This is a genomic window from Nonomuraea sp. NPDC049129 (assembly GCF_040648495.1).
GTDB lineage: Bacteria > Actinomycetota > Actinomycetes > Streptosporangiales > Streptosporangiaceae > Nonomuraea.
Window position 1 is genome coordinate 69,247 of sequence record NZ_JBEZDU010000009.1, and the last position, 13,505, is coordinate 82,751.

General features: G+C 70.3%; 14 protein-coding genes. 8 read left to right on the forward strand and 6 right to left on the reverse strand.

Annotation, left to right across the window (positions count from 1 at the left end):
• The first annotated feature begins 18 nt into the window (after window positions 1-18).
• A complete protein-coding gene (locus tag AB0B64_RS28090) occupies window positions 19-474 on the forward strand; it encodes a nuclear transport factor 2 family protein (protein ID WP_358180796.1) in 456 nt (151 codons plus the stop codon).
• A gap of 20 nt (window positions 475-494) precedes the next feature.
• Here AB0B64_RS28090 and AB0B64_RS28095 read toward each other — a convergent pair whose 3' ends face one another.
• A complete protein-coding gene (locus AB0B64_RS28095) occupies window positions 495-3,185 on the reverse strand; it encodes a LuxR C-terminal-related transcriptional regulator (protein ID WP_358180799.1) in 2,691 nt (896 codons plus the stop codon).
• A gap of 71 nt (window positions 3,186-3,256) precedes the next feature.
• Entirely contained in the window at window positions 3,257-3,784 is a 528-nt protein-coding gene (locus AB0B64_RS28100) for a carboxymuconolactone decarboxylase family protein (RefSeq protein ID WP_358180802.1), read from the reverse strand.
• A 57-nt stretch (window positions 3,785-3,841) separates the two neighbouring features.
• Between AB0B64_RS28100 and AB0B64_RS28105 the strand changes: the two genes are divergently transcribed.
• The 4 genes from AB0B64_RS28105 to AB0B64_RS28120 all read left to right on the forward strand — a co-directional run bounded on the left by AB0B64_RS28105 (window position 3,842) and on the right by AB0B64_RS28120 (window position 6,464).
• Window positions 3,842-4,516 (forward strand): GNAT family N-acetyltransferase, encoded by a 675-nt coding sequence (locus AB0B64_RS28105; protein ID WP_357945901.1) that lies wholly within the window; start codon window positions 3,842-3,844, stop codon window positions 4,514-4,516.
• Between the two features lie 43 nt (window positions 4,517-4,559).
• On the forward strand, window positions 4,560-4,934 hold the full coding sequence (locus AB0B64_RS28110) for a BlaI/MecI/CopY family transcriptional regulator (RefSeq protein WP_357945898.1): 375 nt from the start codon (window positions 4,560-4,562) through the stop codon (window positions 4,932-4,934).
• Window positions 4,931-5,881 (forward strand): M56 family metallopeptidase, encoded by a 951-nt coding sequence (locus tag AB0B64_RS28115; RefSeq protein ID WP_357945895.1) that lies wholly within the window; start codon window positions 4,931-4,933, stop codon window positions 5,879-5,881. The genes AB0B64_RS28110 and AB0B64_RS28115 overlap by 4 nt, the downstream gene beginning before the upstream one ends.
• Window positions 5,882-5,948: 67 nt before the next feature.
• Entirely contained in the window at window positions 5,949-6,464 is a 516-nt protein-coding gene (locus AB0B64_RS28120) for a DUF4396 domain-containing protein (RefSeq protein ID WP_357945892.1), read from the forward strand.
• A 14-nt stretch (window positions 6,465-6,478) separates the two neighbouring features.
• On the opposite strand, the gene AB0B64_RS28125 is transcribed toward AB0B64_RS28120, so the two are convergent.
• Window positions 6,479-7,876: an MFS transporter gene (locus AB0B64_RS28125; protein WP_357945889.1), complete on the reverse strand. Its 1,398-nt coding sequence runs from the start codon at window positions 7,874-7,876 to the stop codon at window positions 6,479-6,481.
• A gap of 78 nt (window positions 7,877-7,954) precedes the next feature.
• Here AB0B64_RS28125 and AB0B64_RS28130 point away from each other — a divergent pair, with 78 nt between their 5' ends.
• Complete coding sequence (locus AB0B64_RS28130; protein ID WP_357945886.1) at window positions 7,955-8,536, forward strand: TetR family transcriptional regulator; 582 nt, start codon at window positions 7,955-7,957, stop codon at window positions 8,534-8,536.
• A 135-nt stretch (window positions 8,537-8,671) separates the two neighbouring features.
• Here AB0B64_RS28130 and AB0B64_RS28135 read toward each other — a convergent pair whose 3' ends face one another.
• The 3 genes from AB0B64_RS28135 to AB0B64_RS28145 form a co-directional block, all read right to left on the reverse strand.
• Window positions 8,672-9,289, reverse strand: a complete 618-nt coding sequence (locus AB0B64_RS28135; protein WP_358180804.1) for a DUF305 domain-containing protein — start codon at window positions 9,287-9,289, stop codon at window positions 8,672-8,674.
• A 139-nt stretch (window positions 9,290-9,428) separates the two neighbouring features.
• Window positions 9,429-10,073: a DUF305 domain-containing protein gene (locus AB0B64_RS28140; RefSeq protein ID WP_358180807.1), complete on the reverse strand. Its 645-nt coding sequence runs from the start codon at window positions 10,071-10,073 to the stop codon at window positions 9,429-9,431.
• A 77-nt stretch (window positions 10,074-10,150) separates the two neighbouring features.
• Window positions 10,151-10,591, reverse strand: a complete 441-nt coding sequence (locus AB0B64_RS28145; RefSeq protein WP_358180810.1) for a hypothetical protein — start codon at window positions 10,589-10,591, stop codon at window positions 10,151-10,153.
• Window positions 10,592-10,859: 268 nt separating this feature from the next.
• Between AB0B64_RS28145 and AB0B64_RS28150 the strand changes: the two genes are divergently transcribed.
• Together AB0B64_RS28150 and AB0B64_RS28155 are read left to right on the forward strand one after the other, a co-directional pair.
• The gene (locus AB0B64_RS28150; RefSeq protein WP_358180813.1) at window positions 10,860-12,278 is read left to right on the forward strand and encodes an MFS transporter; all 1,419 of its coding nucleotides are present in this window, start codon (window positions 10,860-10,862) and stop codon (window positions 12,276-12,278) included.
• A 235-nt stretch (window positions 12,279-12,513) separates the two neighbouring features.
• Window positions 12,514-13,488 (forward strand): NlpC/P60 family protein, encoded by a 975-nt coding sequence (locus AB0B64_RS28155; RefSeq protein ID WP_358180816.1) that lies wholly within the window; start codon window positions 12,514-12,516, stop codon window positions 13,486-13,488.
• Window positions 13,489-13,505 lie beyond the last annotated feature (17 nt).

Genomic DNA, 13,505 nt, shown 5'->3' on the forward strand with positions numbered 1-13,505 from the left:
GCTGACCAAGGAGCACAAATGACCCGTCCACCCTTCCCGCCCTTCACCGCCGAGACCGCGCACGCCAAGGTGCAGGCCGCTGAGGACGCCTGGAACACCCGCGATCCGGAGCGCGTGGCACTCGCCTACACGCCGGACTCGACCTGGCGCAATCGCGACGAGTTCGTCACCGGCCGAGCGGAGATCATCGCGTTCCTGACCCGCAAGTGGGCCAAGGAACTCGACTACGCGCTCCGCAAGGACCTCTGGGCGTTCACCGGCGACCGGATCGCCGTCCGTTTCCAGTACGAGTGCCACGACGTCGACGGGCGATGGTGGCGCAGCTATGGCAACGAGCTCTGGGAGTTCGACGCCGATGGGCTGATGCGACGGCGCGAGGCGAGCATCAACGACCTCCGGATCACCGCCGAGGAGCGCCGCATCTTCGGCCCACGCCAGGCCGGTGATCAGGGGAGGTCCATTCCGCTGGCATAGGCCCAGGACTGCCGCCTGCCTCACTGCATGCCGCCGCCTACGGGCGCCTTCTGCAGAACTACCAGCCGCGCCAGATCCGTACGGGAGCCGATGCCCAGCTTCGGATAGATCTTGTACAGGTGATACTCGACCGTGCGCGGGCTCAGGAAGAGCTGGGCGGCGATCTGCTTGCTCGACAACCCATCGGCGACCAGGCCCGCGATACGCAGCTCCTGCGGGGTCAGCGCGTCGAACACGGCCGCGGGCGGGGCCTGCCCGCTCTCCCCCGCCGCCCGCAACTCCTCCTGCGCGCGCCGCGCCCACGGCCGGGCGCCCGCCCGTTCGAAGGTCTCCCACGCCGTCCGCAGATGCGCCCGCGCCTCGCCCGGCCGCTGCGTCCGGCGCAGGCGCTCACCCAGCAGCAGAGCAGTCCTGGCCGCCTCGAACGGGTTGGTGTGCAGCCGCAGCGCCTCGCCGAAGGCGTCCTCGGACGACTCGACCAGGCCCCGGCAACGGGCCAGCAGGGCGTGCGACTCGGCCGTAGCGGCGTGTGTCGACCACTGCTCGTACGCGGCCAGCACCGCCCGGGCGCGCGCCTCGTCGCCCGCGCCCACGGCGGCCTCGACGCGGTCCGGGGCCGTCCGCCACACCACGGTCGGATGCCCGGCGCCCGGCCCTGCCGCGGTGATGGCCGCGAACCGGTCGTGCGCCGCCGCGAACCGGCCCAGGCACAGGTCGAGCAGCGCCAGCGCGTACGACGCGACGCCCGCGCGCAACCCGACCCGGTGCGGAACAGCGATGGCCAGCGCCTCGCGGGCCTGCCGCTCGCAGGGCTCCTCCTCGCCCCGCAGCGCCGCCACCACCGCCAGGTTGGCCAGGTGCGCGGCCACCGTGTTCTCGTACCCGGCCTCACGAGCCAGCTCCAGGCCCTCCTCGGAGACGGCCTGGCTGCGCGCCAGCCGCCCCGCGATCCGCTCGGCCGTCGCCACGAACTCCAGCACGACCGGCAGCTGGCCGCTCATCCCCGACACTCTGGCCACCCGCCCGGCCCGACCGGCCATCTCGGCGGCCAGGTCTCCCTCGCCCAGGTAGCTGGCCGCGGCCGCCGCCCACAGGTACTCCGCCGCGTCCTCCAGCTCACCGACCCGGGCCAGCGCCCGCCGCAGCAGGCCCGGCCCGGCGGCGTCGCCGTCCAGCGTCAGGCCGATCCCGGCCACCGTGTCCCGCAGGAAGCCCTCAGGATGCGCCGCGGCCCGCCGGCCGAGCTCGGCGATGGCCGCCGTGTCGCCGACGTACGAGGCCGCCTCCACGGCATCGGCCAGCATGTCCAGGCTCTCACCCGCCGCCAGGATCCGTACGGCTTCGGCGGCGTTGCCCGAGTTCAGCTCGAACCGGCCCCGGAGCTGGGCGATCTCCATGGCGAGCATGGCGTCCCCGTCGGCCCGTTCGCGCGCCTCGGCCAGCAGCGACTCCGCCTGTCCCGGGCGGCCGCCGAGCCAGGCCGCGACGGCGGCGTCCTTCAGGCGGACGGCACGGGCGCGCGGCTCGGGGGTCAACTCGGCGGCCCTGGCCAGGGCGGTGGCGGCGGCGCCGTACCCGCCACGGTCACGCGCCCGCTCCGCGGCGGCCACCAGCGCGGCGGCGACCTGCTCGTCCTGGCCCAGGGCCGCTTCGGCCAGGTGCCAGGCGCGGCGGTCATCCGAGGCCAGCTCCGCGAGAACGGCGTGCACGCGGCGGACGTCGGCGGGGGCGGCCGCCTCGTACACGGCGGATCGGATGAGCGGATGACGGAAACGCACGCTCGTGCCCGACACCCCGGCCAGTCCGGACTCCTCCAGCTCGGCCAACGCCACCCGCGTGCTCGTACCGGGCCGTATCGCCTGCTCGGCGAACAGCCGGTCGGTGGCGCGCAGGACCAGGTCGAGGTCGGCCTCGACGGCGGCGGCCAGGGCGACCAGCCGGGCGGGGGCGGACAGCGCGGCCACCTGATCACCGAAAAGGCGGGCACCACCGGGCAGCGGGTCGGGCAGCGGTTCGCGCCCGGCGAGCTGCGCGCGCGTCAGGCGAGCGGCGACCTCGCCCAGGGCGAGCGGGTTCGCGCGGGTCAACGTGACAAGCTCGCGTGCCACCTGGGCGGGCAGCACACCACAGCGGGACTCCAGCAACTCGGCCGCGGCGGACTCGGACAGGCCGCGCACGTCCATCGTCAGCGGCACACCCTTGACAGCGGCGTCCCCGCGCACGGCGAACAACATCGCGATCCGTTCCGTCCCCAACCGCCTGGCGGCGAACAGCAGCGCGTCGGCCGACGCCCGGTCCACCCACTGGAAGTCGTCGACCACGCAGATCAGCCCGTCCGGCTCGGCGGCCTCGGCCAGCAGCGAGAGCACGCCGGCCCCCACCAGGAACCGATCGCCGACACTGCCCGCGGCAAGCCCCAGAGCCGCGCTCACAGCCACGCGCTGCGGCTCGGGCAGCGCGTCCAGCGAGCCGGTCACCGGCCACAGAACCTGGTGCAGCGCCGCGAACGCGAGGTCGGACTCCGACTCAACGCCAGTGGTCCGCAACACCCGCATCCCGCCACCGCGCGCGGCCGCCGCGTCAAGCAGGGCGGTCTTGCCCGCCCCCGCCTTGCCGCGCAACACCACCGCACTCCCGACGCCATCACGGGCCCGCGCGATCACCTCGTCGAGTGCGCTGATCTCCACAGATCTTCCATAAAGCACAAACACCCACTGTAGGAGGCCGCCATGCCGCCCCGGTCCGCCAAGCGGCTGCGAGCCCGGCCTCACCGTCAGGCGAGCTACGCGGTCTCTTCTGCCGGCTCCAAGCCCACCAGGAGGTTGAAAGCGCCGGTCAGGAGATTGAGGGCGACGACGCCCACGATCTCCGCCACGATCCGATCGCTCCAGCCATGCGCCCGCACCTCCGCGACGTCCTCATCCGTGATGGCCGACGGCTCGGCCAGCACGCGTACGGCCAGGGCGATGAGCGCCGCCTCCCTGGCGTCGGTGGACGTGCCCTGCCGGGCCAGCGCGATGTCGCTCTCGCTGAGCCCCGCCGCACGCCCGCCCTCGGCATGCGCCTGAAGGCAGTGGCCGCAGCCGATCCATTCCTGTACGGCGAGCGAGATCTTCTCGCTGAGCGCGCGCGGCAGCTTGACGCGCTTCATGGCTCGCGAGAGGTCCAGGTATCCCTGCAGCAGCGCGGGTGAGTGGGCCATGGTGGCGACCATGTCGCCCACGCCGCCCCTCCTGCTGATGATGTCGTTCAGCAGCTCTCTGGATTTTTCCGGCGCCTCAGCGGGATCGAGGGGGGCCAACCGTCGCATATGTCCTCCTAAAGATTCTCGGATACCCTACCCCCCTAATGTATGAAGGGGAAGGCGATGGAACGACGGCTCATGGAGCACCTGTCCTGCTGGCTTGGCGGCCGGCCTGCCACGAGCGGGCTGGACATCATCGGCACGCCCAAGCGCACCAGCCCAGGATGGGACGGCAAGATCCACCCGGTCATGGGAGTCGCAAGCCCGGAGGGCGGCGTGTTGTCGGTCCCGGCCGAGCACGCCGCGACCGTGGCCGAGCAGTACGCCAAGGACGACAAGGACCTCACCGCATTGGGACCACGGATCCCCGGCCTGGTCGGCTTTCCCGAGCGCGGCTGGTTCACCGCCGTCTATCGGTGGACCACACACCCACCGCCTTTCCCTGACGCAGGCGTCTGGGTGCCCGCAGATTCCCCGGAGACCCCCGACTGGCTGCGGCCTTTTGGCGGGGACGTCCTGATCGCCACCGATCCGGCAACCGGAGAACACCTGGCGGGGGTGGGGATCAAACGACACGACGCCCACGGGCACGAACTCGCCGTCGTGACCGCCCCCCAAGCACGCGGCCGTGGCCTGGCGCGCAGGCTCGTCGCCCAGGCAGCCCGGCGGGTGCTGGACGAAGGCGCGGTCCCCACCTACATGCATGATCCCGCGAACCACGCCTCCGCCGCGGTCGCCGAGGCGGCGGGCTTCGGCGACCTGGGGTGGCTCGCCTTCGGCGCGACCGAGACTCGCTAGCGCCGGCGAGCGGTATGACTACGATCGCCGGTAGGATCAGTGCATGATACGAGGCCTGGGTGAGCTCGAATCCACGATCATGGATTGGTTGTGGGCGCGGCGCCGACCGGCTTCCGTACGCGACGTGCTGGAGGGTCTGCGTCAGGAGCGGGTGATCGCGTACACCACGGTGATGACCGTGATGGACAACCTGCACACCAAGGGCCTGCTCAAGCGCCGGCCCGTCGGCCGGGCCTACGTCTACGAGACGGTGGCGTCGAAGGAGGCCTATACCGCCGGCCTGATGCGCAGCGCGCTGGCGGGCAGCGGCAACCAGGCCGCCACGCTCGTGCACTTCCTGGAGCAGCTCACGCCAGAGGAGGCCGCGGCGCTGGAGGCGGCGTTGCAGGTGTTCCCGCCCCGCGGAAGGCCGGCATGATCGCCGCCATCGTCCTGGTGCTCTACACGATCGTCGCCGCCATCTGGCTGCCCGAGCTGGGGCGGCGGGCGGCGCGCTGGGCCGAGCGGGCGCCGCGGCTGGCGATCGTGTTGTGGCAGGCGGCCGGCGTGTCGGTGGTCGCCTCGGCGGTGCTGGCCGCGCTGGCCTTCGCCGTGCCCGCGGACGTCGTCGGGCACGGCTTGGCGGAGCTGTTCGCGATCTGCGCCGACATGCTGAGCGACGGTTCCGGCCTGACGTGGACGAGCGCCGTGGGGCTGTCGGCGGCCGCCCTGCTCCTGGCCAGGGCCGCCTACTGTGGCGCGGCGGTGCTGCTCAGAGCCCATGTCGAACGTCGTGAGCACGCGGCCATGCTCGACCTCCTGGGCCGGCATGACAATGACCTGGGCGCGGTGGTGATCGACTACGACGAGCGACTGGCGTACTGCGTGCCCGGCAGGCGCGCCAAGATGGTCATCACCACGGGTGCGCTGCACACCCTGGCGCCCGAGCAGGTCACCGCGGTCCTGGAGCACGAGCGTGCGCATCTCCGCGGCCGCCATCACCTCGTGCTGGCCGCCGCCGAAGCCCTGGCCAGGGCGTTTCCCGGCGTCCCGCTGTTCGAGCGGGCCAGGACGGAGATCACCCGGCTGATCGAGCTACTGGCCGACGACGTCGCCGCCCGCCGCCACCCCCGCGCGCAGATCGCCGCCGCGCTGGTCCGCCTGGCCACCGGCCGAGCGCCCGCCTTCACGCTGGGCGCGGGCGGCGAGACGGCACTCACCCGGGTACGCCGCATGCTCAACCCCGAGGCGCCGCTCCGCCGCCGAGAACGCCTGGCCGGGCTGGCGGCGGTCGCCGTACTGCTGGGCGGGCCCGCGATGGTGGCACTGGTGCCCGGCGTCAGCTCCTTCCTCGCCCATCACTGCCATTCGCTCTTCATTCTTTGATCTACGATCTCCCCTAGTAGACTCTGTGCCGTGCGAGGAATGCGCGTTGCCACTACGGAGGATCATCATGAGCCACAGCAGTCACCACCACGAGAGCCCCGAACAGACCCACACTGAGCACCAGCCGTCCACCCCGCCCGCCGCCACTTGGGGCATGGCCGCGCAGGCGACCCTGCACTGCCTGACGGGCTGCGCGATCGGCGAGGTGCTGGGCATGGTCATCGGCACCGCCGCCGGCCTGTCCAACCTCACCACAGTGGTGCTGTCCGTGGCGCTGGCGTTCGTGTTCGGCTACGCGCTGACCATGCGCGGCGTGCTGCGTGCCGGAGTCGACTTCCGAACGGCGCTGAAGGTCGCGCTGGCCGCCGACACCGTCTCCATCGCGGTGATGGAGGTCCTGGACAACGCGGTGATGCTGATCGTGCCCGGCGCCATGGACGCGGGCCTGGCCAATTGGCTGTTCTGGGTGGCGCTGGCCGGATCATTGCTGGTGGCCTTCCTGCTGACGACGCCGGTGAACAAGTGGCTGATCGGCCGGGGCAAGGGCCATGCGGTGATGCACCAGTACCACCACGGCCACTGAACGCTCGGCCCCTTTCATACCGCTGGATCCTTTCCGCCGTGGAAGAACGTGATCGCGAGGGCGGCACACAGCGCCATCAGGACAGCGGACATGACGAAGGCGAGGCCGTACCCGTCGGTGAGCGCCGTGCTCAGCGGCGTACCCGCCTCGAGCCGATCATCGGTACGGGCGGCGGCCGCGGTCGCCAGGACCGCCAGCCCGAGCGCGCCGCCGAGCTGAGCACTGACGTTGAGCACCGCGGCGGCCACACCGCTCGCGGACGACGGCACGCCGGACAGCGCGGCATCGGTGAGCGGCACGACCATGATCCCGTGTCCGGCGCCCACGACCACCATGGGCACGATCAGGCTCACGAGCAGCCCGGCATCCGGCGAGATCCAGGCCAGCGGCAGCAGGCCAGCGGCGACGACCAGCGCGCCGAACGCCAGGACCGGCCGCGCGCCCAGGCGACGGACCAGCAACGGGCCGAGCCACGAGGCACCGACCATGACGACGGTCAGCGGCACGTACGCCAGACCCGTCACCAGCGCCGAAAAGCCGAGCACCTCCTGCATGAACAAGGTGGCCAGGTAGAACAGGCCGAACAACGCACTGGCCCGTACCACTTGGATCAGGTTGGCCCCTGCCACGGAGCGGATACGGAACAACCCGAAATCGACGAGCGGCCGCCGCGCGACGGCGTTCTCGTGGACGGCGAAGTAGCCCAGCAGCGCCGCCCCGACGAGCAGGAGCCCCCATTCCGCGCGCAGCACCGCGTAGATCAGTAGCCCGACCCCCACGGTGACGGTCACCGCCCCCACGGCATCGAACCCCCGCCCCGGCTGCGGCTCGCGACGCGTGGGCAGAACACGGCCCGCCACCACCACCAGCAGCACGCCGATCGGCACGTTGATGAAGAAGATCCACCGCCAGCCCGGCCCGTCGGCGAGCAGCCCGCCCGCGACCAGCCCCAGCGCGCTGCTCACCGCCGTGGCCGTCCCCCACACCGCCAGGGCGCGGCTGCGCGGCCGCCCCTCGGGGAAGATCAAGGTGATCATGGCCAGGGTCATCGGCGCGACCAGCGCGGCCGCCAGCCCCTGAACGGCCCGGCCCCCGACCAGCACGCCGGCGCTCGGCGCCAGTCCGGCCACCAGCGACGCCCCGGTGAACAGCGTGATGCCGCCCACCAGGACCCGCCGGTGGCCGAGCAGATCGCCCAGCCTCCCGCCGAGCAACAGAAAACCTCCAAAAGGCACCATGTACGCGTTCACCACCCAGGACAGATCAGCCGCCGAGAAGGCCAGCTCATCCTTGATGGCGGGTAACGCCACGTTCACCACCGTGCTGTCGACGGCGTCCAGCACTTGTGCCAAGCACAACGCGACCAAGGCCACCACATGCCCCCGCGTCCACACGAACTCCCGCGTCTCCATATCCCTCCCCAGAATGAACACTCGCTCATACAGTATGAGCGAGCGTTCATTCTGGCAAGGCCGGTAAACTCCGGAGCCATGTCACCGCGCGGCGTCACCATCCCCGAAGTACGGCAGCAGCTCTTCGACGCCGCCGAGCAGGTCCTGCTGCGCGAGGGACCCTCCGGGATGACCAGCCGGGCGATCACCCTGGAGGCCGGGGTCGCCGCCGGGCTGCTCCACAACCACTTCGGCGACCTGGACAGCTTCCTGGCCGCGCTCTTCGTCGACCGGGCGCAGGCGGCGAACGTACGCCTCCGAGAACTGGCCGCCCACGCCGGATCGGGGACCGTGGTGGACAACGTGATGGCGACCATCGAGCCGCTGCTCGCCGGCAACCTGCTCGCGCTGGGCGGGCTCGCCTTGGCCAGGCCGTCCATAGTGAGCAAGCTGGGCACGCACGGCGAGGGCGCGCTGGAGCTGGATGCGAACGAGCGCGTGATCGCCGACTACCTGGAGGCCGAGCAACGACTCGGCCGCATCCCCGCCGGCGCCGACACCGCCTCGATCGCGCTCGCCCTGGTCGGGGCGGCGCATCAACTCCTGCTGACGCGCGGCCCGGACGCGCCGGACCTGCGCGAGCGCATACGCCGCGTGGCGGACGCCCTCCTCACCCGCTGACGCCCACGCGTGACGGACGCGCCCCTCCCCGACAAAACCCACGCCTGACGGACGCGCTCCTCCCCCGACGAAGCCCCCGTCGCACTATCGGAGTCTCACGCTCCTCACCCTGCTGCAACCCAGTGGCCCGTCGCGCTACTGGAGCCGAGCGAGGATCTTCTGCATCTGTTCCACTTCGGCCTGCTGCCCGGTCTCGATCGTGTCGGCGAGTTGCTTCGCCTCCTGATTCTTCCCGCGCTCCCGCTCGGTGCGGGCCATGGTGATCGCACCCTTGTGGTGAGCGATCATCATCTGGAGGAATGCCTTGTCGAAGGCCGAGCCCTTGGCGTCTTCCAGCTTCTTCATGTCCGCCGCGGACATCATCCCGGGCATGTCATGCCCCATCCCCTGGTCCATGCCGCCGGACGGCAGCGGCTTGCCCCAGCCGGTGAGCCAGCCCTTCATGGTCTGGATCTCCGGATCCTGAGCCGCCTTGATCTTCGCCGCCAGCTCCTTGACCTCCTTGTCGGAGGCCCGCGTCTCGGCCAACTCGGCCATCTCCACCGCCTGCTGGTGGTGCGGGATCATCATCTGCGCGAACATCACGTCCGTGTCGTTGAATGCGGCTCCCGGCTGTGCGCTCGTCGTCGGCGTCGCGACCGCCGGCACGATGTTGGGAAGGGCGGACGCACTCCGGCCCGCCGTCATGCTGCCGCAGGCAGCGAGCAGTAGCGCTCCCGTCACCAAGGAAACGCCGGCTGGTTTGGTGATCATCACTGCTGAACCCCCCGATCGCAGGACATCAACCTGTGAGGAGGGCTCCTACCCTGCCCAGAAGGGCTCTCACCAGGGCGTTTCACCCCGGCGACAAGCCTGGCCGACTGCCCGGCGACCGGGCAGCCGGCACTCGCCGCTAGAGCCGGTCGAGGATCTTCTTCATCTGTTCGACTTCGGTCTGCTGGGCGTTCTCGATGGCCTTGGCCAGCTCCTTCGCCTCAGGGTTGGAACCCTGGGACTGCTCGGTGCGTGCCATGTCGATCGCGCCGTTGTGGTGGGCGATCATCAGCTCGGCGAACCCCTTGTCGAACGCGGTCCCCTTGGCGTCTTCCAGCTTCTTCATGTCCGCCGCGGACATCATCCCGGGCATGTCATGCCCCATCCCCTGGTCCATGCCGCCGGACGGCAGCGGCTTGCCCCAGCCGGTGAGCCAGCCCTTCATGGTCTGGATCTCCGGATCCTGAGCCGCCTTGATCTTCGCCGCCAGCTCCTTGACCTCCTTGTCGGAGGCCCGCGTCTCGGCCAACTCGGCCATCTCCACCGCCTGCTGGTGGTGCGGGATCATCATCTGCGCGAACATCACGTCCGCGTCGTTGAACGTCGCCGCCGCCTGAGAAGTCGCCTGAGCACTCGCCGACGTGGCGGCCGGAGCGCTGGACATGGTGGACATGTCCTTCCCGTCCATCGAGGCACTGTCCGTACCGCCGCACGCGGTCAGCAGGATCAGCGCGGCACCCGAGGTGGCGACGACGGCGGAGAATTTCCCGATATTCATGAACATGGTGGCCTCTCTGAAGATTGACGTGCATGGCTGACACCTCCCGGACGACCCTGAGGATCGTCCGCAGATGGATCGGCCTATGTACGCATCACTGAGAGCCCGGCCAGGGTAGGGGCCAAGCGGCGTGGCGGCGACCTGGCCACTCCGCCCACCCATAGCCTCCCGGCGGCCATCGCTCCTGGCCACGGCCGCATGCTGGCCCAGATCGCGGCGATCAGCAGCGCGGCGATCAAGGGCAGCACGGCCAGGCACACATCGGTCGGATCCAGCCAGACCGAGCTCCCGGAGCCCACCAAGGGCCCGCTGAGCATACCGACGAGCTCGGTCCCGCCCTCCGGCATCGCCTTCTCAGAAGGCTCCATGTGCGCCGGAGCGTACGAGCTGAGGGGCGTGGAGGCCGCACCGTGATGCGAGGCCAGATGCCCGAGCGTGTGCATGCCCCAGATGCCCAGTACAAGCATCACCGGCAACAGCCATCGCAGGCAGGGAAGGGACGACCAGCGGGCCGGTTCGCCCATGCGCCACTCCTCCCCCGCACGCTGCTCAGCACTTGAGACCCGAGCGTGCGCTCACGCGTCGGCTCGCTGCAACTATCACTCATAGTACTGCGCTTCCGGACAGCGGAAGGCCCATGCCTTGTACTCCCGTTCGAGCCGACAGCGCACCGCTCTTCACGCCGCCACCACGGCGATGCGGCTACGGCACCACACTTGACACATACCCCCAGGGGGTATAAATCTGCTGGCGACATACCCCACCCCGGTAGAGAATGTCTGGAGAGTGCACATGTCCGCACCATCCCCCAGGCGCTGGACCGCCTTGGCCCTGATCGCCATGGCCCAGTTCATCGTCATCATGGACACGTCGATCATCGGCGTGGCCCTTCCCCGCATCCAGGAAAGCCTCGGCTTCTCCCAGGAGAGCCTGTCCTGGGTCTTCAACGCCTACGTCGTCGCCTTCGGCGGGCTGCTCCTGCTCGGCGGCCGACTGTCCGACCTGTTCGGCGCCCGCCGGCTCTTCGCCGCCGGCTGGCTGATCCTGCTCGCCGGCTCCCTGGTCGCCGGCATCGCCCCCGAGGTGTGGGTCGAGCTGACCGGCCGCGCCGTCCAGGGAATCGGCGCGGCATTGATCGCCCCCTCCGCGCTCACCCTGCTCATGATGCTCTTCGGCCGAGACCCCAAGGAGCTCACCAAGGCCCTGGCCCTGTACGGCGCCGCGGCCCCGGCGGGCGGCACCGCGGGAGTGTTCCTCGGCGGCCTCATCACCGAATACCTGAGCTGGCCCTGGGTCTTCTACATCAACATCCCCATCGCGATCGTCGCACTGCTGGCCACCGGCCCACTGATGCCCGCCGCCCAGGCCCAGCGCGGCTCCATCGACGTGACCGGCGCGCTCACTGTCACCGCCGGTCTCGGCGCCGCGGTCTACGCCATCGTCCGGGCGCCCGAGATCGGCTGGGGTTCCGCGCAGACCTGGCTCGTGCTGGCCGGTGCGGTGGCTCTGCTGGCCGCGTTCGTCGTCATCCAGGCCCGCCGTCGCGAACCGCTCATGCGGCTGTCGATCTTCCGCACCCCGAACCTCGCCGCCGCCAACCTCACCCAACTGCTGCTCGGCGGGGCGTGGATCCCGATGTGGTTCTTCCTCAACCTCTATCTGCAGCAGGTCCTCGGCTACAGCGCCTTCCCCAGCGGCGCCGCCCTGCTCCCGATGACCGTACTCATCATGATCGGCATGATCGTGCTCGCACCGCGGATCATCAACCGGTTCGGCCCCAAGGCCACGACCATCACCGGCCTGGCCCTGCTCACCGCCGGCATGGGCTGGCTGTCCCTGATCAGCCCGAACGGTACCTTCGCCGGAGACGTCCTGCCCGCCAGCCTCGTCGCCGCCCTCGGCATGTCCCTGGCCTTCATCCCCTCACTCGGCACCGCCATCTCCTCCGCCCGCCCCGAGGAAGGCGGCCTCGCCTCCGGCATCGTCAACACCAGCTACCAGGTCGGCTCCGCGCTCGGCCTGGCCGCCATGACCGCCGTCGCCGCCGCCAACGGCGCCGGACAACTCGGCAACCTGCCCGCCCTGACCAACGGCTTCTCCTCCGCCTTCATCGGCGCCGCCGGCATCGCCGCCGCGGGCACCCTGCTCGCCGCACTGACACTGCGCACCCGTACGTCCGTACACGCCGAGCCCGCCACCACCCGCCGGTGACCTACCGCGAACAAAGGAGAGTGACACCCAACACCGCGCCCGGCTCCCATGCTCTGGGAGCCGGGCGTCTTCTTGTCCCTGGACAGCACGCTTATCTCTTATGAGATGACATCCGCTAGGCGAGATAGTATGTTCCGCCAGCGAGAGCAATCACTGCGAACAGGCCAACCGGCCCTCCACCTTCTGTACTATTGCGCCCCAGGTTTGGAGTTTACGAGGAGGCATCGTAGTGGCCGTGCCGACAAGGCTTGGGCAGACAGCTATGGCGGCGGCACTGGCCTCGGCCGTATTGCTCTCCAACCCCGGCGGTGCCGCCGCCACGCCTCCGTCGCCCGCCAAGGCCAGGGCCAAGCTGGTGAAGCTGAACGAGCAGGCGGACGACCTGGTCGAGCGGCACAACCAGGCCACGGAGGCGTACAAGTCGGCCAAGAAGAAGTACGACGCCCTCAACACCGAAATCGGCCGCAAGGATGATCGAGTCGCCACACTGCGCAGAGACCTCGTCACGGCGGCCGTCGGCGACTACCAGACCGGCCCGTTGACCTGGCAACGATTCGCCTTCCAGAACAGCCCGGAAACGACTCTGAGCAGCATGGCCTCTCTGGACCAGATCGCGCAGGACAGGGCCGCGAAGGTCCTCGCCTTCGAGGCGACCACCAAGGACCTGCGCGACAGCCGCGCCGCGGCAAAACGCGTCCTGGCTGATGCCGACGCGGCGCGCGACAAGGTACGCGGCGAGAAGGAGAAGGTGGAAAAGCTCGTCAAGGAGCAGACCAAGCTGCTGCGCCGACTGGGCGCCTTCAAGACCGGCGACCCCAACAGCACAGGCATCCCGTACACCGGACCGGCCTCCGGCAACGCCCGCCTGGCGCTCCAGTTCGCCTTCGCCCAGATCGGCAAGCCCTACCAGTACGGCGCGGTAGGGCCGGGCTCCTACGACTGCTCCAGCCTCACCCAGGCCGCCTGGCGTAGCGCGGGAGTCGAGATCCCGCGCACCACGTACACCCAATGGAGCTGGGGCGCCAACCGCCACGTCCCCCTCGACGCGTTGCAGCCCGGCGACTTGCTCTTCAGCAAAGGGCTGGGGCACATGGGCATGTACGCGGGCGACGGGAAGATGGTCCACGCACCTCAGACGGGCGACGTCGTCAAGGTGGTCGATCTCGACGACTACTGGCGCAACCGCCTGCTCGGAGCAGTCCGTCCCTGACAGAGCCCAGCTCACGG

What these genes read in the sequence shown, in the direction of transcription:
- AB0B64_RS28090 (WP_358180796.1), top strand. Translation starts at nt 19, where the DNA reads ATGACCCGTCCACCCTTCCCGCCCTTCACCGCCGAGACCGCGCACGCC.
- AB0B64_RS28100 (WP_358180802.1), bottom strand. Translation starts at nt 3,784, where the DNA reads ATGCGACGGTTGGCCCCCCTCGATCCCGCTGAGGCGCCGGAAAAATCC.
- AB0B64_RS28105 (WP_357945901.1), top strand. Translation starts at nt 3,842, where the DNA reads ATGGAACGACGGCTCATGGAGCACCTGTCCTGCTGGCTTGGCGGCCGG.
- AB0B64_RS28110 (WP_357945898.1), top strand. Translation starts at nt 4,560, where the DNA reads ATGATACGAGGCCTGGGTGAGCTCGAATCCACGATCATGGATTGGTTG.
- AB0B64_RS28115 (WP_357945895.1), top strand. Translation starts at nt 4,931, where the DNA reads ATGATCGCCGCCATCGTCCTGGTGCTCTACACGATCGTCGCCGCCATC.
- AB0B64_RS28120 (WP_357945892.1), top strand. Translation starts at nt 5,949, where the DNA reads ATGAGCCACAGCAGTCACCACCACGAGAGCCCCGAACAGACCCACACT.
- AB0B64_RS28125 (WP_357945889.1), bottom strand. Translation starts at nt 7,876, where the DNA reads ATGGAGACGCGGGAGTTCGTGTGGACGCGGGGGCATGTGGTGGCCTTG.
- AB0B64_RS28130 (WP_357945886.1), top strand. Translation starts at nt 7,955, where the DNA reads ATGTCACCGCGCGGCGTCACCATCCCCGAAGTACGGCAGCAGCTCTTC.
- AB0B64_RS28135 (WP_358180804.1), bottom strand. Translation starts at nt 9,289, where the DNA reads ATGATCACCAAACCAGCCGGCGTTTCCTTGGTGACGGGAGCGCTACTG.
- AB0B64_RS28140 (WP_358180807.1), bottom strand. Translation starts at nt 10,073, where the DNA reads ATGTTCATGAATATCGGGAAATTCTCCGCCGTCGTCGCCACCTCGGGT.
- AB0B64_RS28145 (WP_358180810.1), bottom strand. Translation starts at nt 10,591, where the DNA reads ATGGGCGAACCGGCCCGCTGGTCGTCCCTTCCCTGCCTGCGATGGCTG.
- AB0B64_RS28150 (WP_358180813.1), top strand. Translation starts at nt 10,860, where the DNA reads ATGTCCGCACCATCCCCCAGGCGCTGGACCGCCTTGGCCCTGATCGCC.